Origin of the sequence: Microbacterium sp. SORGH_AS_1204, assembly GCF_030818935.1 — a bacterium.
Lineage (GTDB): Bacteria > Actinomycetota > Actinomycetes > Actinomycetales > Microbacteriaceae > Microbacterium.
Genome location: NZ_JAUTBD010000001.1, coordinates 1,737,030 through 1,755,322 on the forward strand (window position 1 = coordinate 1,737,030; position 18,293 = coordinate 1,755,322).

General features: G+C 69.9%; 17 protein-coding genes. 3 read left to right on the plus strand and 14 right to left on the minus strand.

Annotation, left to right across the window (positions count from 1 at the left end; genetic code table 11):
* Positions 1-12: 12 nt before the first annotated feature.
* The 14 genes from QE410_RS07915 to lepA form a co-directional block, all read right to left on the minus strand.
* Positions 13-795 (minus strand): MOSC domain-containing protein, encoded by a 783-nt coding sequence (locus tag QE410_RS07915; RefSeq protein ID WP_307330202.1) that lies wholly within the window; start codon positions 793-795, stop codon positions 13-15.
* 76 nt (positions 796-871) lie between these two features.
* Entirely contained in the window at positions 872-2,632 is a 1,761-nt protein-coding gene (gene leuA / locus QE410_RS07920) for a 2-isopropylmalate synthase (RefSeq protein WP_307330205.1), read from the minus strand.
* A 156-nt stretch (positions 2,633-2,788) separates the two neighbouring features.
* Positions 2,789-3,736 carry an NADP-dependent oxidoreductase gene (locus QE410_RS07925; RefSeq protein ID WP_307330207.1) on the minus strand — a complete coding sequence of 316 codons (948 nt, stop codon included), beginning with the start codon at positions 3,734-3,736 and terminating at the stop codon, positions 2,789-2,791.
* 69 nt (positions 3,737-3,805) lie between these two features.
* Positions 3,806-4,699: a GTPase Era gene (era, locus tag QE410_RS07930; protein ID WP_307330210.1), complete on the minus strand. Its 894-nt coding sequence runs from the start codon at positions 4,697-4,699 to the stop codon at positions 3,806-3,808.
* Positions 4,696-6,006: a hemolysin family protein gene (locus QE410_RS07935; protein WP_307330213.1), complete on the minus strand. Its 1,311-nt coding sequence runs from the start codon at positions 6,004-6,006 to the stop codon at positions 4,696-4,698. Before QE410_RS07935 ends, era begins: the two co-directional genes overlap by 4 nt.
* Complete coding sequence (gene ybeY / locus QE410_RS07940; protein WP_058231539.1) at positions 6,003-6,470, minus strand: rRNA maturation RNase YbeY; 468 nt, start codon at positions 6,468-6,470, stop codon at positions 6,003-6,005. The genes QE410_RS07935 and ybeY overlap by 4 nt, the downstream gene beginning before the upstream one ends.
* Positions 6,467-7,492 (minus strand): PhoH family protein, encoded by a 1,026-nt coding sequence (locus QE410_RS07945; protein ID WP_307334403.1) that lies wholly within the window; start codon positions 7,490-7,492, stop codon positions 6,467-6,469. Before QE410_RS07945 ends, ybeY begins: the two co-directional genes overlap by 4 nt.
* Positions 7,493-7,541: 49 nt before the next feature.
* Positions 7,542-7,889, minus strand: coding sequence for an HIT domain-containing protein (locus QE410_RS07950; protein WP_307330217.1), 348 nt, complete (start codon positions 7,887-7,889; stop codon positions 7,542-7,544).
* A gap of 321 nt (positions 7,890-8,210) precedes the next feature.
* Entirely contained in the window at positions 8,211-8,945 is a 735-nt protein-coding gene (locus QE410_RS07955) for a 16S rRNA (uracil(1498)-N(3))-methyltransferase (protein WP_307330220.1), read from the minus strand.
* Between the two features lie 2 nt (positions 8,946-8,947).
* Positions 8,948-10,069, minus strand: a complete 1,122-nt coding sequence (dnaJ, locus tag QE410_RS07960) for a molecular chaperone DnaJ (protein ID WP_307330223.1) — start codon at positions 10,067-10,069, stop codon at positions 8,948-8,950.
* A 48-nt stretch (positions 10,070-10,117) separates the two neighbouring features.
* The gene (hrcA, locus tag QE410_RS07965; protein ID WP_307330227.1) at positions 10,118-11,158 is read right to left on the minus strand and encodes a heat-inducible transcriptional repressor HrcA; all 1,041 of its coding nucleotides are present in this window, start codon (positions 11,156-11,158) and stop codon (positions 10,118-10,120) included.
* A gap of 1,014 nt (positions 11,159-12,172) precedes the next feature.
* On the minus strand, positions 12,173-13,390 hold the full coding sequence (gene hemW / locus QE410_RS07970) for a radical SAM family heme chaperone HemW (protein WP_307330229.1): 1,218 nt from the start codon (positions 13,388-13,390) through the stop codon (positions 12,173-12,175).
* Complete coding sequence (locus QE410_RS07975) at positions 13,390-14,034, minus strand: DUF1990 family protein (protein WP_307330232.1); 645 nt, start codon at positions 14,032-14,034, stop codon at positions 13,390-13,392. Before QE410_RS07975 ends, hemW begins: the two co-directional genes overlap by 1 nt.
* A gap of 26 nt (positions 14,035-14,060) precedes the next feature.
* On the minus strand, positions 14,061-15,905 hold the full coding sequence (lepA, locus tag QE410_RS07980) for a translation elongation factor 4 (RefSeq protein WP_307330236.1): 1,845 nt from the start codon (positions 15,903-15,905) through the stop codon (positions 14,061-14,063).
* 247 nt (positions 15,906-16,152) lie between these two features.
* Here lepA and QE410_RS07985 point away from each other — a divergent pair, with 247 nt between their 5' ends.
* The 3 genes from QE410_RS07985 (at position 16,153) to QE410_RS07995 (ending at position 18,232) form a co-directional block, all read left to right on the plus strand.
* Positions 16,153-16,875, plus strand: coding sequence for an alpha/beta fold hydrolase (locus QE410_RS07985; protein WP_307330239.1), 723 nt, complete (start codon positions 16,153-16,155; stop codon positions 16,873-16,875).
* Between the two features lie 119 nt (positions 16,876-16,994).
* The gene (gene rpsT, locus QE410_RS07990) at positions 16,995-17,255 is read left to right on the plus strand and encodes a 30S ribosomal protein S20 (RefSeq protein ID WP_058231669.1); all 261 of its coding nucleotides are present in this window, start codon (positions 16,995-16,997) and stop codon (positions 17,253-17,255) included.
* A gap of 167 nt (positions 17,256-17,422) precedes the next feature.
* The gene (locus QE410_RS07995) at positions 17,423-18,232 is read left to right on the plus strand and encodes an alpha/beta hydrolase (protein WP_307330241.1); all 810 of its coding nucleotides are present in this window, start codon (positions 17,423-17,425) and stop codon (positions 18,230-18,232) included.
* Positions 18,233-18,293 lie beyond the last annotated feature (61 nt).

An 18,293-nucleotide genomic window follows, 5' to 3' on the forward strand; every position in this document is an offset into this window, starting at 1 on the left:
CTTCTTGACTCCTCACGCGATGAGGGTGACCTCGTCGCCGATGCGGATCGTGCCGCCGCCGTCGGTGGGGAGGAGCAGGATGCCGAGGGTCGGCTCGTCCTGGCCGAACGCGGTCGTGAGCACGCGCAGCAGCCGCGCATCGCGGACGCCCGTGTCGGGGTTGGCGGTGATCGCGGCGCAGCGCTCGATGGGCTTCTGCACCTCGAACTCCACCCCACCGATCCGAACGCGTCCGCGCCAGTCGAGCTCGGCCCACGCCTCGACGCCCGACACCACGATGTTCGAGCGGAAACGCCGGTCGTCGACGGGCGCGGGCACCGCGGCATCCAGTGCGTCGACCGAGGCCGCGCCGTGCAGGGAGACGAAACCGCGGGGTCGGTCCTGAAAACGCGCGGTCACGCCGTCGCCGAGGAGGCCGAGGGGCAGGATGCCGTCGGCGTCGAGGAGCTTCGCGTCGCTGGTCGTGCGCAGGTACGCCGTGACGGCGTCGGAGAGGCGCGCGCGGCCGGACTCGCTGAGGTCGGCCGTGAGATCGATGTCGTCGACGCGAAGGCGAAGTGTGCCCGCCGCGTCGTCGAAGGTGAGGTCGACACGAGCGAGCGTGGGGAACGTCATCAACGCGAGTCCGCGGCTCTTCGGATAGGTGGCGTCCGCGGGCTCGAGGGCGTCGGCGAAACGGAACACGAGCGCGCGGTCGCCCTGCACGCGACCGTCGGACTGGATGACGAGACTCTCACGCCTCTCGGGCGTGAAGCCCTTCACGGGGTAACGGTAGAGGGCGTCGACGCGGATCACGCCTTCATCCTCGCAGGCGGAGGCTCGGAGACGGCGAAGCGCCGCCGAGGTCTGCTCGGCGGCGCTTCACACGCGGTCAGACGCCGGCGAGGGCGGCGGTGGCCTGACGCGTGCGGATGGCGCGGTTCACGCCCGACACGATCGCCTTGAGCGACGCGGTCGAGATGTCGTTGTCGATGCCGACGCCCCACAGGCGCTGGTCGTCGACCTGCAACTCGACGTAGGCGGCGGCCTGCGCGTCACCGCCAGAGCTGAGGGCGTGCTCGACGTAGTCGTACAGCGTCACGTCGAAGCCCTGCGACCGGACGATCTCGAGGAACGCGGCGACGGGCCCGTTGCCCACGGCCGAGGCCGGGTGCACCGCCTCGCCGTCGCGCAGCGAGACGTCGAGGTGCACGTCGCCCGACATGTCGCTCGACGAACGCGTCGAGAGCAGCTCGAAGCGGCCCCAGCGCTGGTCGTCGTCTTTCGACGGCAGGTACTCGTCGGTGAAAATGTCCCAGATCTGGCTGCTGGATACCTCGCCACCCTCAGCATCAGTGCGGGTCTGCACGACGCCCGAGAACTCGATCTGGAGCTTGCGGGGCAGGTCGATCGCGTGGTCGGCCTTCAGCAGGTAGGCGACGCCGCCCTTGCCCGACTGCGAGTTGACGCGGATGACGGCCTCGTACGAGCGGCCCAGGTCTTTCGGGTCGATCGGCAGGTACGGCACGGCCCACTCGATGTCGTCGATGCTCTTGCCCTCGGCCTGCGCACGGGCCTCCATCGCCTCGAAGCCCTTCTTGATGGCATCCTGATGCGAACCGCTGAACGCGGTGAAGACCAGGTCGCCGGCCCAGGGGCTGCGCTCCGGCACGGGCAGCTGGTTGCAGTATTCGACGGTGCGCTTGACCTGGTCGATGTCGCTGAAGTCGATCTGCGGGTCGATGCCCTGCGTCAGCAGGTTGATGCCCAGGGCGACGAGGTCGACGTTGCCGGTGCGCTCACCGTTGCCGAACAGGCAGCCCTCGATGCGGTCGGCGCCGGCCATGTATCCCAGTTCCGCGGCGGCCACGGCGGTGCCGCGGTCGTTGTGCGGGTGCAGCGACAGGATGACGTTCTCGCGGTGGTTGAGGTTCCGCGACATCCACTCGATCGAGTCGGCGTAGACATTGGGGGTCGCCATCTCGACGGTGGCGGGCAGGTTCAGGATGACCTTGCGCTCAGGCGTCGGCTGGAAGACCTCGAGCACCTCGTTGCAGATGCGCAGCGCGAACTCCAGCTCGGTGCCGGTGTAGCTCTCGGGCGAGTACTCGTAGTAGACCTCGGTCTGCGGGATCGTCGCCTCGTACTTCTTGCACAGACGCGCGCCCTCGAGCGCGATGTCGACGATGCCCTGCTGGTCGGTGCGGAACACGACCTCGCGCTGCAGCACGCTGGTCGAGTTGTACAGGTGCACGATCGCCTGCTTCGCGCCGGCGATGGCCTCGTACGTGCGGGCGATGAGGTGCTCACGGGCCTGCGTCAGCACCTGGATGGTGACGTCGTCGGGGATCAGGTCTTCTTCGATCAGCTGGCGCACGAAGTCGAAATCGGTCTGGCTCGCGCTGGGGAAGCCGACCTCGATCTCCTTGTAGCCCATCTTCACGAGCAGGTCGAACATGACCCGCTTGCGCTCGGGGCTCATCGGGTCGATGAGGGCCTGGTTTCCGTCGCGCAGGTCGACGGCGCACCAGCGCGGTGCGACCTCGATGCGCTTCGACGGCCACGTGCGGTCGGGCAGGTCGACCCGGATCTGCTCGTGGAAAGGACGGTACTTGTGCACCGGAGCGGACGTGGGCTTCTGGGTGTTCTTCATGATGTGTCGCTTCTTTAGATTCGTTCGGTGGGGCCGACGACGATCTCCGCGACGAGGGAGGCCCTTAGAACGAGGACTCGTCGCGGCAGCTAAGAAGAAGCAGGCCACCGAAGCGCATCCTGCGATCGTAGCAGTGTCGCGCGGGGCGCTCGACTCTCACGGCAGCAGCGCCACCTTGCCGCCGGGGTGCCCGTCCATCACGAACCGCACGGCCGCGACCGCGTCGGCGAGCGGGTAGGTACGCGCGATGGGCACCTCGAGGGCACCGGATGCCGCGAGCTCGAGCACCCGCGCGCGGGCGATGTCGCGAAAGCGTGCACTTTCAGGTCGCGAACCGGCGATCCACAGCACGCCCTCCGTCTTCGCCCGCTCGGGGTCGACGATCGTGACGATGCGGTCCCGCTCCGCGACGAGGGCGAGAGAGACCTCGAACGCCTCGTCGGTGCCGACGGCATCCCACGCGGCAGCGACGGGGGCGCCCTCCGCGGCCGCCTCGACGCGCTCGCGCAGCCCGTCGCCGTAGGCCACCGGGATTCCGCCGTACCGACGCACGCGTTCGGCCGAGAGCTCGGCATCCGGGCCCACCGTGCCGATCACGCGCACACCGAGCTCGCGCGCCTGCTGGAGCAGGCTCACCCCGACCGCGCCGGAGGCGGCGTGCAGCAGAACGGTCTCGCCCTTCCCGACGCGGGTCACCTGGATCATCTCGGCCGCGGTGGTGCCGGCGAGCAGCAGGTTCGCTGCCTCGGGGTGGGTGAGCTTCGCCGGCTTGGCGAAGACGTCGCGCGCGGGGACCGTGAGCTCGGTGGCGTACGCCCCCTGCACCCGGAACGCGACGACCTCGTCGCCCACCGCGAGAGCGCCCGAGCCGCCGACGGCATCGGGGCCGACGGCCGTGACCTCCCCCGACAGCTCGTAGCCGATCGGCATCGGGTAGGCGGCACCGGGGCGCGCTGTGGCGACGTGCTTGGCATCCGCGGGGTTGACGCCCGCCGCCCGGATCCGCACGGTCACCTCGCCCGGGCCGGGAGGCGCGACCTCTGCCTCGTCGAAGCGCCAGTCCTCGATCGGGCCCGGAGCGGGTGCCGTCCACCTCATCGCCATGGTCACGCCTTTCGTCGCGGTCGGTCGGCGCCGAGCGCAGCCCGCACCGGAAGAGTCGGGTGGGGCCCGTCAGAAGCCGAGACGCCCCAGCTGCTTCGGGTCGCGCTGCCATTCCTTCGCCACGCGCACGTGCAGCGACAGGTACACGCGACCGCCGACGAGCGGTTCGATGCCCTGACGCGAGCGGGCCCCCACATCGGCCAGGCGCGAGCCCTTCTTGCCGATGATGATGGCCTTCTGACTGTCGCGCTCGACCACGATGTTGGCGTACACGTCGGTCAGGTCGCTGTCTTCGCGCTTGGCGACGTCGTCGACGGTCACGGCGATGGAGTGCGGCAGCTCGTCGCGCACGCCGTGCAGCGCCGCCTCGCGGATGATCTCGGCGATACGGTCTTCGAGCGTCTCATCGGTCACGACGTCGTCGTCGTACAGAGCGGGACCCACGGGCATGAGCGCGAGCAGTTCGTCGCTCAGCACGTCGAGCTGATCGTTCGTGACGGCCGAGAGCGGGATGACGGCGGCCCAGTCCTCGCGCAGCGCGTCGACCTCGACGAGGCGCTCGGTGATCTGGTCGCGCGTGGCGGCATCGGTTTTGGTGACCAGCGCGACCTTCTTGGCGCGCGGATAGCCTGAGAGCGACTCGGCGATGCGGCGGTCGCCGGGGCCGACCTTTTCGGTCGCCGGGGCGCAGAACGCGATCACGTCGACATCGCCCAGCACCTGCTCGACGAGGTCGTTCAGCCGCTGGCCGAGGAGGGTGCGAGGGCGATGGATGCCGGGGGTGTCGACGACCACGAGCTGACCGCCGGGGCGGTTCACGATTCCGCGGATGGCGCGGCGGGTGGTCTGCGGCTTCTCGCTCGTGATGGCGACCTTCTCGCCGACGAGGGCGTTGGTCAGCGTGGACTTGCCGACGTTCGGTCGACCCACGAAGGTCACGAATCCGGAGCGGGTGTCGGTCATCTGTCGTTCCTCTCACGCGCCGGGGCATCGGCCTCGGCGTCTTCGTCTGCGGGGGTCTCGGCGCGTTCGACGATGACCGTGGCGATGCCGCGGTTGCGGCCGCGCGAGGCGCCGCCGGTCAGCACGAGACCCGAATGCTCGGCCGTGGCCCCGGGCTGCGGGATGCGCCCGAGCGCCTTGCCGAGCAGCCCGCCGACCGAGTCGACGTCGTCATCGTCGAGTTCGAGGCCGAACAGGTCGCCCACCTCGTCGAGGCTCAGCCGGGCGTTGACCCGGTAGCGCCCGTCGCCCAGCTCGACGACTTCGGTCGAGGGCGCGTCGTACTCGTCGGCGATCTCGCCCACGAGTTCCTCGATGAGGTCTTCCATCGTCACCAGGCCCGCCACGCCGCCGTACTCGTCGACGACGAGGCACACGTGCACGGCATCCTTCTTCATCTGCTGCAGCAGGGTCTCGGCCTTCATCGACTCGGGCACGAAGACCGCCGGACGGGCGATGCGGCGGATGGGCGCGTCACGCCAGCCCGCCTCGTCGCGGAAGCCGTACTGGACGAGGTCTTTGAGGTAGAGCATGCCCACGACGTCGTCGGCCTCGTCGTCGGCCAGCGGAACGCGCGAGACGCCCTTCTCGAGGAACAGCGACAGTGCTTCGCGGGAGGTGGCCGCGGCATCCACGCTCACCATGTCGGTGCGCGGCACCATGACCTCGCGCACGTAGCGGTCGGTGAAGTCGAAGACGGAGTGGATCAGCTCGCGGTCGTCTTCTTCGATGAGCTCGTTCTCGGCGGCCTCGTCGATGATGCTGAGCAGCTGCTCTTCCGACGCGAACGACGTCGAGTGCGAGACACCCGGTGTGACGCGGTTGCCGACGGCGACCAGACCGTGGGCGAGCGGGCCGAGCAGGATGCGCATGCCGCGCACGACCGGTGCGCCGCCGGTCAGCAACCCTCGCGCGTGCTGCCGGCCCACAGACCGGGGGCTGGCGCCCACCGCGACGAACGAGATGCCGGTCATCAGCACGGCCGCGGCGATCACCGCGAGAAGGATGTTGTCGAACATCAGCATGAACGCGGCCGCCACGAGCACGGCGGCCGTGGTTTCGGAGAGCACGCGGATAAACGACACCGCTGTGATGTGCGCGTTGGTGTCGTCGGCGATGCGCCGCAATGCTCGGGCGTTGCGGCCGGAGACGCCGAGGTCGAGCAGGTCGGCTCGCGAGGTGACTCCGAGTGCTGCCTCGAATGCCGCCATCAAGCCGCCGAAGGCGACGAGCAGGAAGGCGACGACGAGGAGCAGCGCCTCGGTCATGCGCGACGCTGGCGCTCGACGGCCTGGAATCCGGCGATGAGTTCGCGCTGCAGACCGAACATCTCGCGCTCCTCGTCGGGTTCGGCGTGGTCGAAACCGAGCAGGTGCAGCAGACCGTGGGTCGTGAGCAGGATCAGCTCGTCTTGCGTGGAGTGCTTCGCGGCGACGGCCTGCGTCTCGGCCACGGCCGGGCAGAGCACGATGTCGCCGAGCAGGCCCGCGGGCGTCGGGGCGTCTTCGGAGCCGGGACGCAACTCATCCATGGGAAAGCTGAGCACGTCAGTGGGACCGGGCTCGTCCATCCACTGCACGTGGAGCGACTCCATGGCACCCTCGTCGACGAGCACGATGGCGACGTCGGCGTCGGCGCTGACGTGCAGCTCGGCCAGGTTGTACTCCATCAGACGCAGCAGCACCTGCTCGTCGATCTGGTGGTCGGACTCGTTGTTGATCTCGATCGTCATGAGCGGCTTCGTCTCGGGAGGTGATCGCGGGGACCGGCGGCGCCCTGGCCGCGTCGCTCCGCACGGGTGGCGAATTCGGAGGCTTCGTCGCGCTCGCGGCGCGCGGCGAGGCGTTTCTCGTCGTACTCGCTGTAGGCGTCGACGATGCGCCCGACGAGCGAGTGGCGCACGACGTCGTCGCTGGTCAGGCGCGAGAAGTGGATGTCGTCGATGTCGCTCAGCACGCGGGTGACAAGCCGCAGACCCGAGGCACCCTGGGGCAGGTCGACCTGGGTGATGTCGCCGGTCACGACCATGCGCGTGCCGAAGCCGAGGCGGGTGAGGAACATCTTCATCTGCTCGGGCGTGGTGTTCTGCGCCTCGTCGAGCACGACGAAGGAGTCGTTGAGCGTGCGACCGCGCATGTACGCCAGCGGCGCGACCTCGATCGTGCCCGTGGCCATGAGCTTGGGGACGATGTCGGGGTCCATCATCTCGTTGAGCGCGTCGTAGAGCGGACGCAGGTAGGGGTCGATCTTGTCGGTGAGGGTTCCGGGCAGGAACCCGAGCCGCTCGCCCGCCTCGACCGCCGGGCGCGTGAGGATGATGCGGTTGACCTCTTTGCGCTGCAGCGCCTGCACGGCCTTCGCCATGGCGAGGTAGGTCTTGCCGGTACCGGCGGGACCGATGCCGAACACGATGGTGTTCTCGTCGATCGCGTCGACGTACTCTTTCTGGCCGGCGGTCTTCGGTCGTATCACCTTGCCGCGCGACGAGAGGATGGCCTCGCCCATCACTTCGGAGGGACGCGGGCCCCCGTCGGAGCGCAGCATGCGGTTGGAGCTGGACACGTCGGACGGGTCGAGACCCTGTCCGGAACGCTTCATCGACAGCAGCTCGTCGACGAGCCCGCGAGCTGCCCGCACCGCGTCGGGCGCGCCCGACAGGGTGATCTCGTTGCCGCGCACGTGCACGTCGACATCGGGATGCTCTTTCTCGACGACGCGCAGCAGACGGTCCTGCGGGCCGAGGAGCTGCACCATGGCCACGCCGTCGACCTCGATGCGGTCGGAGACGGTCTCTTCGGGGAAATCAGCCACCCAGGCTCTTTTCGTTCAGGCCACCCGCGAGGACGTGGGCGTGCACATGGAAGACGGTCTGACCGGCGCCCTCGCCGGTGTTGAAGATCAGGCGGAAATCGCCGTCGGCGTGCTCGGCGGCGACGGCGTTTGCAAGGCCCACGACCTCGGTGAGCAGATCGGGGTCGCCCGCGGCCAGCTCGACGACGTTGCGGTACTGCGACGTCTTGGGGATGACGAGCAGATGCACCGGCGCCTGCGGTGCGATGTCGCGGATCGCGAAGGCGTTCTCGGTCTCGGCGACGATCTCGGCGGGGATCTCGCCCTGCAGGATGCGCGTGAAGATCGACGGTTCGCTCATGGCATCCAGTCTAGTGAGGGCCTCCGACACCGGGGCGGGCGCGCCGGCGAGCGGTGGCAGGCATGGGCGAGAGGATGCGAGCCGTGGCGTCGGCCGCGGCGGCGCTGCTTCTCTCGGCGTGGGGCGGATTCGCCGGTTGGGGCGGGTCTCGCCGGTTGGGGCAGGTCTCGCTGTTCGGCGCAGGATCCGCCCGCCCCAAGGCGCCGATTCCGCCCCGAACCCGGGGAACGTCTTCGTTCCGCGATCCGCAGACGCGCCGACGGGTCGCGCCGCCCCCGACCGCGCGAGCCGCTCGCCCCGCAGCGCGTGAAGCCGTGCGCGTCACCAGCGCCCGTGCGCCGCCGACAGCACCGAGAGGGCCGCAGCGCCCGCGGTCGAGGTGCGCAGCACCGTGTCGCCGAGGCGCACGAGCCGGGCGCCCGCGTCGGCCAGCGCCGACAGCTCCTCGGGCGCGATGCCGCCTTCGGGACCGACGATCAGCACCACGTCGCGCTCGTCCGACGGGTCGGTCGCGACAGCCGTCAGCCGAGTGGATGCCGAGGGCTCCAGCACGAGCACCAGCGCGGTCTGCGCGAGGGAGACCAGGTCGGCCGTTCGTGCGACGCCCCCGACCTCGGGTATCCACGCGCGGTGCGCCTGCTTGGCGGCCTCGCGCGCGATCGTCTGCCAGCGGGCGATGCCCTTGTCGGCCTTCGCATCCCACCGCGAGACGCTGCGCGCGGCCTGCCACGGCACGATGGCGTCGACGCCGAGCTCCGTCGCGGCTTGCACCGCGAGCTCGTCGCGATCGCCCTTGGCCAGGGCCTGCACGAGCACGAAGCGCGGCGACGGGGCCGGGCGTTCGTCGCGCGCCGTCACAACGACCTCGACCTGCTTCGGGCTGGTCGCGCTCACCGTGCCGTCGAGCCAGACGCCGCGACCGTCGCCGAGCGTCACCGCTTCGTCGACCCGCACACGCCGTACGCTCGCGGCGTGGTGCGCCTCAGCGCCCGTGAGCACCACGGTGTCGCCCGGCTGAGCGGATGCCGCCTCGTCGGTGACGAAGTGCAGCGCCATCGTCAGTGCCGGAAGCGGTCGCGGAACTTGCTGAACATGCCCTGCTGGTGCTCGGCGAGCCGCGGCTTGGGGGCCTTCGTGCGCTTCGCGAACTCCTCGATGAGGGCGCGTTCCTTGTGGTCGAGGCGTGTGGGTGTGACCACGTGCACACCGACCTTCAGGTCGCCGCGCTGACTGCCGCGCAGTGGCGTGATGCCGCGGCCCTTGATGGTCAGCACGTCGCCGGACTGCACGCCCGGACGCACCTCGAGGTCGACGCTGCCGTCGAGAGACTGGATGGTCGTTGTGGCGCCGAGGATGGCATCCGGCATCGAGACCTCGAGGGTCGCGACGAGGTCGTCTCCTTCGCGGCTGAAGGCGTCGTGCGCCTCGACGGTGATCTCGAGGTAGAGGTCGCCGTTGGGGCCGCCGGCGGGGCCCACCTCACCCGACCCGGGCAGCTGCAGGCGCAGCCCCGACTCGACGCCGGCGGGGATGTCGACCGACACGGTGCGGCGGGCGCGCACGCGTCCCTGGCCCTGGCAGGTGCCACAGGGGTACGGGATGGTCGTGCCGTGGCCCTGGCAGACGGTGCAGGGGGCGCTGGTGACGACGTTGCCCAGCAGGCTGCGGACCGAGCGCTGCACGTGACCGGAGCCGTGGCAGATGTCGCACGTGACCTCGCTCGTGCCGGGCTGCGTGCACGCGCCCTGGCACGTCTCGCACAGCACGGCCGTGTCGACCTCGAGGTCGCGGTGCGTGCCGAACACGACATCGCCGAGCTGCAGGGTGACGCGCACGAGGGCGTCCTGTCCGCGCTCCCGGCGCGACCGCGGACGCGGGCCACGACCTCCGCCGCCCTGGGCGCCGCCGAAGAACGTCTCGAAGATGTCGCTGAAGCCGCCGAAGCCGCCCGCTCCCCCGCCACCGAAGGGGCCCTGATCGCCACCCATGTCGTAACGGCGGCGCTGCTCGGGGTCGCTGAGCACGTCGTAGGCGTGCGTGACGAGCTTGAATCGCTCCGACGCATCGTCGCCGGGGTTCACGTCGGGGTGCAGTTGGCGTGCCAGGCGTCGATACGCCTTCTTGATGTCTTCGGGGCTGGCGTCGCGTTCGACGCCCAGGACCTCGTAGTGGTCAGCCACAATCGCCTTCCTGCCCGCTCGCGCGGGGTCGTTCGGGTGGGATGCTCGTCAGCGCGCGCTGTCGTCGTCTTCGAGCATGCGGGTCAGATAGTGCGCGACGGCACGGACCGCCGCGAGGTTCGAGGAGTAGTCCATGCGCATCGGTCCGAGCAGGCCCACTCGGGCGCCGCCGGTCGAGCCGTCGTACCGGCTGGCGAGCACGGAGGCCTCGACCAGACCGAACGGCTCGTTCTCCCGGCCGATGCTTGCCGACAGTCCCTTGTCGTCGGCCACCATCTCGCTCATCAGTCGCAGCAGGGTCACCTGCTCTTCGATGGCCTCGAGCAGAGGGTAGATGCTGCCGCGGAAGTCTTGCTCGCGCTTGGCGAGCGTGGCCGCGCCCGCCATGACGAGGCGGTCTTGACGGAACTCTTCGAGCTCCTCGCCCACGATGCGCAGCACCGCGTCGGCGATGGCGTCGAGGGCGACGCCCGGGCGCGGTCCGGCGGCGACCGCGTCGGCCACCCGCTGGACGCAGTCGGCGACGCTGCGCCCCACCAGCACGGCGCCCACGCGGGCACGGAGTTGGATGATGTCGGCTTCGGTCGGCTCGGCGGGCACGAGGGCGATGCGCTGCGAGACCCGGCCGGTGTCGGTGACCAGGATGACGAGCACACGGGGCCCGCCGAGGGCGACCAGCTCGACGTGCGTGAGGTTGGCGCGTGCGAAAGAGGGGTACTGCACGATCGCGACCTGGCCGGTCAGTTGCGTGAGCGCGCGCACGGTGCGGGCCAGGAGGTCGTCGAGATCGCCCGCTTCGTCGAGGAACGAGGTGATGGCGCTGCGCTGCGCGCTGGAGAGCGGGCGCAGCTCGGCGAGATGGTCGACGAAGACGCGGTAGCCCTTGTCGGTGGGTACGCGCCCCGACGAGGTGTGCGGGGCGACGATGAGCTCCTCGTCTTCGAGCAGCGCCATGTCGTTGCGGATCGTCGCGGCTGACACACCGAACGCGTGACGGTCGACGATGGCCTTGCTGCCGACGGGCTCGCGCGTGTCGACGTAGTCCTGCACGATTGCGCGGAGCACCTGAAGGCCGCGTTCCGACACCATGCGCTGCTCCTCCCGTTTGGCACTCGGCTCGACTGAGTGCCAATTCTACGCGATGGGTGCGACACCGCGTCGGGGGCTCGCTGCGCGTCTTCCGCCCCCCTCAGCGGCGCAGCGCGGCGTGCTGCTCTCGGGAGGAACGCTCCGCCGGGCGCGGCGCTTCCGCGAGAAACGCTCCGCCGGGCGCGGCGGTCTTCCGAGAAACGCTCCGCCGGTTGCGGCGCTTTCGCGAGAAACGCCTCGCCGGTCGCGGCGCCTCCGCGAGAAACGCCTCGTCGTAGAGGAAACGGCGCGACGCGGCGTTTCTGCCGGGCGATCGCGTTTCTCGGCATCCCGGTCCCCATCCCGCCGTCGGCGACTGCGCGCGCGGTCACGTCGAGTCGAGGATGCGGCGCGCGGGGCGCGCGCGGTCGCGACAAACGCTCCGCCGGTCGCGACGCCTCCGCGAGAAACGCCTCGTCGTGGAGGAAACGGCGCGACGCGGCGTTTCTCTCGGGCGATCGCGTTTCTCGGCATCCCGGTCCCCATCCCGCCGTCGGCGACTGCGCGCGCGGTCACGTCGACTTGGGGATGCCGCGCGGCGGGCGCGCGCGGTAGCGACAAACGCTCCGTCGGGCGCGCGCGGTCACGAGAAACGCTTCGACGGGCGCGGCGCTTCCGCGACAAACGCCTCGCCGTGGAGGAAACGGCGCGACGCGGCGTTTCTGCCGGGCGATCGCGTTTCTCGGCATCGATCTGCGCGTCCCGCCGCCGGCAGATCCTCGAACGGCCGCTCCGGCCTCGGGATGCTGCGCGACGGCCGCGCGACGTCGCGGGAAACGCTTCGACGGGCGCGAGCTCGGGTGCGGCGACCGGAGGGCGAGGGCTTCGTGAGAAACGCTCCGCCGCCGAGGAAACGGCGCGACACAGCGTTTCGTCCGCGCGATGCCGTTTCTCGGCGATCCGCGGGAGACCGCGGCCCCGACGCGATCGCACCGGGCGACTGCGACGCCGACGCGACCGCTCCGGGCGACCGCCCTACTCTGTCAGCGCCCGCACCACGGCATCCGCCAAGAGGCGTCCTCGGCGCGTGAGCACGATGCGCCCGCGCACGGCATCCGCCCCCTCGACGAGTCCGTCGGCGATGAGGGATGCCACGGCCTTGCGCCCTGCGCCCTGAATCTCGGATACCGCCAGGCCCTCGCGGATGCGGCTCCGCAGCAGCACCGACTCGAGGCGCCGGGCCGTCTCGTCGGGCCGTTCGCGGGCGGCGGCGGGTGATTCGCCGGCGGCGAGTCGCTGCGCGTAGGCGGCGGGGTGCTTGACGTTCCACCAGCGCAGGCCGGCCACATGGCTGTGCGCGCCGGGCCCGAAGCCCCACCAGTCGGTTCCGCGCCAGTAGGCGAGGTTGTGTCGCGAGCGGTGGGTCACGCCCCGCGACCAGTTCGACACTTCGTACCAGTCGTACCCGGCGGCGGCGAGCAGATCGTCGGCCAGCTCGTACATGTCGGCCTGCAGGTCGTCGGAGGGCTGCGCCACGACACCCGAGCGGATCTGCCGGGCGAGCTTCGTGCCGTCTTCGACGATGAGCGCGTACGCCGAGATGTGATCCGGCTCGAGCACGATCGCCGCCTCGAGTGACGCGCGCCAGTCGCCGAGCGACTCCCCCGGTGCGCCGTAGATGAGGTCGAGCGACACGTCGAGGCCTGCGCGGCGCGCGGCGGCGACGGCGGTCGCAACGTTGGCGGGGTCGTGCGTGCGATCCAGAGCGGCGAGCACGTGCGGCCGGGCCGACTGCATGCCGATCGACACACGGGTCACGCCGGCTGCGGCGAGGGTCGCCATGACGGCGTCGTCGACGGTGTCGGGGTTGGCCTCGACCGTGACTTCGGCGCCGTCGGCGATGCCGAACTCGGCACGCACGGCATCCAGCATGCGAGCCAGATCACCGGCCGGGAGCAGCGTCGGCGTCCCACCCCCGAAGAAGACGGTGGATGCCGTGCGCCGGCCGCCCGCGACACCCATGACCGCACCTGCCAGGCGCACCTCGGCGACGAGCGTGTCGGCGAAGTCATCTTGCCGCGCGCCGCGGAGCTCGCTCGCGGTGTAGGTGTTGAAGTCGCAGTAGCCGCATCGCACCCGGCAGAACGGGACGTGCAGGTAGACGCCGAAATCGGTGGCGTTGTCGATCGGCAGGTCGCCGGGGAGGCGACCGTCGGCGGGAGCGGGGTCTCCGAGCGGAAGGGGACCGCCCATCAGGACGTGTACAGCGGCGAGATCGCGCGCAGATACCGCGCGAACAGCGCCTTGCGGCGGCGGCGCACGCGGCTGGTGAAGAGCTTGTAGGTGGGCGCGGTCGGACGATCGAACGCGCGCACGACGAACCAGACCTCGTCGTTGTCGCGCCATTCGAGCGAGAACAGCTCTTCGCCGCTGACGATGGAGTGACCGACGGTCCCGAGGATGAAGCCCACGCGGCGGGGCTCCTCGAAGACGGAGATGACCCGCAGCTCGGCGTCGGCGCGGTGACCGTCGACCTTGCCGTGCAGTCGGACGCCCGTGCCGGGGCTCACGAACGGGGTGCCGTCGGCGGCGAAGCGCTGTTCGGCCTCGAGGCGGCTCGGGGCGACGGGTGCGCCCTCGGCGTCGAAGCCGACGCCGGCGTAGCCCTCTCCGGAGGCCGGCCGCACGTCGGTGATGCTGAGCTCCTCGACGCGCAGCGGCGCCCACGACAGCAGCAGCTCGCCGGCCGCGGCGAAGCGTTCCTCGCCGCTGCCGATACGCCAGGCGTCTTCGGCGGGCACGGAGTGCTCCGGCGGATACTGCATCAGATCGGGCGCCTGAGTCGCACCGACTGCCGCGTAGTCGACCGTGTCATCGGTGAAGTTCTGCCGTCGCATGATCCACCCCTCTCGGTTGTCGTGCGTTACTTCTTGGCTTCGACGTCGCCCGACAGCGCCGCGATGAAGGCCTCTTGCGGCACTTCGACGCGACCCACCATCTTCATGCGCTTCTTGCCCTCTTTCTGCTTCTCGAGCAGTTTGCGCTTGCGGGTGATGTCACCGCCGTAGCACTTGGCGAGCACGTCTTTACGGATCGCGCGGATGGTCTCGCGCGCGATGATGCGGGCGCCGATCGCGGCCTGGATGGGCACCTCGAACTGCTGGCGCGGGATGAGCTTGCGCAGGCGCTCGGCCATGAGCGTGCCGTACGCGTAGGCCTTCTCGCGGTGCACGATCGAGCTGAACGCGTCGACCTTCTCGCCCTGCAGCAGGATGTCGACCTTGACGAGGTCGGCGGTCTGCGATCCGGCCGGTTCGTAGTCGAGGCTCGCGTAGCCCTGGGTGCGGCTCTTGAGGTGGTCGAAGAAGTCGAACACGATCTCACCGAGGGGCATGTGGTAGCGCAGCTCGACGCGGTCTTCGCTGAGGTACTCCATGCCGAGCAGGGTGCCGCGGCGCGACTGGCAGAGCTCCATGACCGTGCCGACGTAGTCCTTCGGGAGCAGGATGCCGACCTTGACGATCGGCTCCGACACCGAGGCCACGCGCCCGTCGGGGTATTCGCTGGGGTTCGTGACCGACACGGTCTCGCCGGTGTCGGTGGTGACCTCGTACGTCACCGACGGGGCGGTGGTGATGAGGTCGAGTCCGAACTCGCGCGAGAGCCGCTCGGTGATGATCTCGAGGTGCAGCAGGCCGAGGAAGCCGGCGCGGAAGCCGAAGCCGAGCGCGACGGAGGTCTCGGGCTCGTACTGGAGCGACGCGTCGGACAGCTTGAGCTTATCGAGCGCTTCGCGCAGTTCGGCGTAGTCGCTGCCGTCGATCGGGTAGATGCCCGAGAAGACCATGGGCTTCGGGTCGGTGTACCCGGCGAGGGCCTCGGTGGCGGGCTTGCGCTGGTTGGTGATGGTGTCACCGACCTTGGACTGGCGCACGTCTTTCACGCCCGTGATGAGGTAGCCCACCTCGCCGACGCCGAGACCCCTGGTGGGGATCGGCTCGGGGCTCGAGACGCCGATCTCGAGCAGCTCGTGCGTCGCGGTCGTGGACATCATCTGAATGCGCTCGCGCGGCGACAGGGAGCCGTCGACCATGCGGACGTACGTGACGACGCCGCGGTAGGCGTCGTAGACGGAATCGAAGATCATCGCGCGCGCCGGGGCGTCGGCCGTGCCGACGGGGGCGGGGATCTTGTCGACGATGAGGTCGAGCAGTTCTTCGACGCCCATGCCCGTCTTGCCGCTGACGCGCAGCACGTCGGCGGGGTCTCCCCCGATGAGGCCGGCGAGCTCGGCAGCGTACTTCTCGGGGTCGGCCGCGGGCAGGTCGATCTTGTTGAGCACGGGGATGATCGTCAGATCGTTCTCGAGCGCGAGGTAGAGGTTGGCCAGCGTCTGCGCCTCGATACCCTGGGCCGCGTCGACGAGCAGGATCGCGCCCTCGCACGCGGCGAGCGATCGGCTGACCTCGTAGGTGAAGTCGACGTGGCCGGGCGTGTCGATCATGTTGAGGGCGAACGTGCCGTCGGCGGTGGACCACGGCATCCGCACCGCCTGCGACTTGATCGTGATGCCGCGCTCGCGCTCGATGTCCATGCGGTCGAGATATTGCGCGCGCATGTCGCGGTCGGCGACGACGCCGGTGATCTGCAGCATGCGGTCGGCCAACGTCGACTTGCCGTGGTCGATGTGAGCGATGATGCAGAAGTTGCGGATCTGCTCCGGCGGAGTGGCAGACGGCTCGAGGGGCTTCAGGGCGCGCGGTGACATGTTCCGTCGATTCTACGGTGGCCCGCCGACATCGCCGTCCCCGGATGCCCAGGCAGGTGGCATCCCGCGTCCCGCACGCGACTCATTGGGCGCGAGATCACGTGATCTGGACGAGACCACACGTCAATTCGTGCGATCTCGCCGAATGCACGTGATGTCGTCGGAGCGTCGGAGCGTCGGAGCGTCGGAGCGTCGGAGCGCCGGAGTGCCGGGTCCAGGGGGATGCTGCGCTCGTAGGGTGGATGCCATGGCGGTCCAGGTCGTGCTCGTGCACGGCATCCGCACGTCGGCAACGATGTGGCGAGCGCAGCTCGTATACCTCGCAGAGCGGGGCACGACGGCGGTCGCCGTCGACCTGCCCGGTCACGGCACGCGCCGGGGTGAGCCGTTCACCCTCGACGAGGCGTTCGAGACCATCGATCGGGCGGTTCGGGATGCCGCCACCCGCGGCCCCGTGCTGCTGGTGGGGCACTCGATGGGCGGGCTGTTGTGCATCGAGTACGTCGGGCGGGAGGAAGCGCCGCCGGTCGCCGCCCTCGTCGCGGCGTCGTGCACGTCGATCCCGCGCGGCGCGGGACTCGCGGCCTACCGGTTCTTCACGCGGCGCTTCGACAGCCTCCCCGACCGCGGTCTCGGGCTGACCAATCGCGTGCTCGATCGCACGCTGCCGCCGGAGACGCGTCCGGACTTCGGAGCCGGCGGGTACGCCTTCGACGCGCAGGACACGGCGCTCGCCTCGCTCTCAATGCTCGACCTGCTGGCATCCCTTCGACGGATCGAGATCCCGCTGTGGTTCGTCAACGGCCAGTGGGATCAGCTGCGTATGAACGAGAAGCTGTTCTTGTCTGTGGCCCGTCATGCGGAGCTCGTCGTTGTGCCCCGCACCACCCATCTCGTGACCGCAATGCGGCCCAGGGTGTTCAACGCGGTGCTGAACGTGGCGCTCACCACGGTGGAGGCGTGTTGCTGATAGACTCGGCTCTTGGCTTGCGTGTGGGGTTTTTCCCGACCTCCACGATCGCCGGTGCGGCGTCCCTCTACCGCTCGCCCGGCACTTCCAACACCCATTTCAAACGAAAGACCGTCGACGTGGCGAACATCAAGTCGCAGATCAAGCGCAACAAGACCAACGAGAAGGCGCACGAGCGCAACAAGGCCGTCAAGAGCGAGCTGAAGACGCACGTGCGTCGCACCCGCGAGGCCATCCTGGCCGGTGACAAGGAGGCTGCCGAGAAGGCCCTCCTGTCGGCGACCCGCAAGCTCGACAAGGCCGTGAGCAAGGGTGTCATCCACCAGAACCAGGCCGCGAACCGCAAGTCGGCCATCGCGAAGGCGGTCGCCGCTCTCTGAGCCGCCCGACTTCTTCGACAGCCCGTCCCGCTTCGGCGGGGCGGGCTTCGTCGTTTCGGAGGCGCTTCCCCGCCGGAGCCGGCGCCATCGAGCGCGCATTCTACGCTCACCGGCCAGGTGGGCCGTCTCCGGCCGTCTGACGTCGGGTGACCGGCGACAATCGAGCGATGCCGACAACATCCGCAGACCTGACCGCCGTGCGACCGGGCGTCGATCCCCGCGTCACAGCCCTGATACTCGAGCACCGCGGGCTGACGCTGCGCGGCTGGCAGTGGGATGACGGGGCGCCCGCCGTGGACGCACCTCGGGTGCTTTTCGTCCATGGCTTCAGCAGCACATCGGCGGGTTCGACGCAGCTTTTCGTGCAGGCAGCGCGGCACCTCGTGTCGCGGGGCGCCGTGGCGCGATCCTACGATCGTCTCGGGCAGGGGGTGAGCGACGGCGACTTCTTCGAGATCACCGTGCGCGACGAGGTCGACCAGGTCGTCGCGATGATCCGCGAGACCGCGGGTGACGGACGTGTGCACGTGGTCGCTCACAGCCTCGGCGGGGTGGAATCGGCCCTCGCCGCGGCGCGGGAGCCTGATCGAGTGGCATCGGTGACGCTGTGGTCGCCGGCGGGAGTGGTGGTCGACGACATCACCGTGCACGACCGCGTCATGGGCGAGCCGCTTTCGGCGATGCGGGAGCGCGGCTTCGTCGATCTCGGGGGCATGGCGGTGGGCCCGGCGCTCGTCGAAGACGTGCGCGATGGCCTCGACGTCTATGGACCGGTCGCCGCGTACACGGGGCCTGTTGACGTGATGCACGGCTCGGCCGACGAGGTGGTGCCCTTCTCGTACGGGCAGCGGTACGCCGATGCGATGCCCGGCGGCACGATGACCCTCGTCGACGGTGCCGATCACGGGTGGTCGTCGCTGGCGTGGCGCCGTCTGCTGTTCGACGCGCTCGACCGGCGGCTGGACGCGACGGCCTGAGGGTGCGCACGCAGCGGGCGTGGCGTCGTCGGTGTGACGCGCTCGACCGGTGGCTGCACGC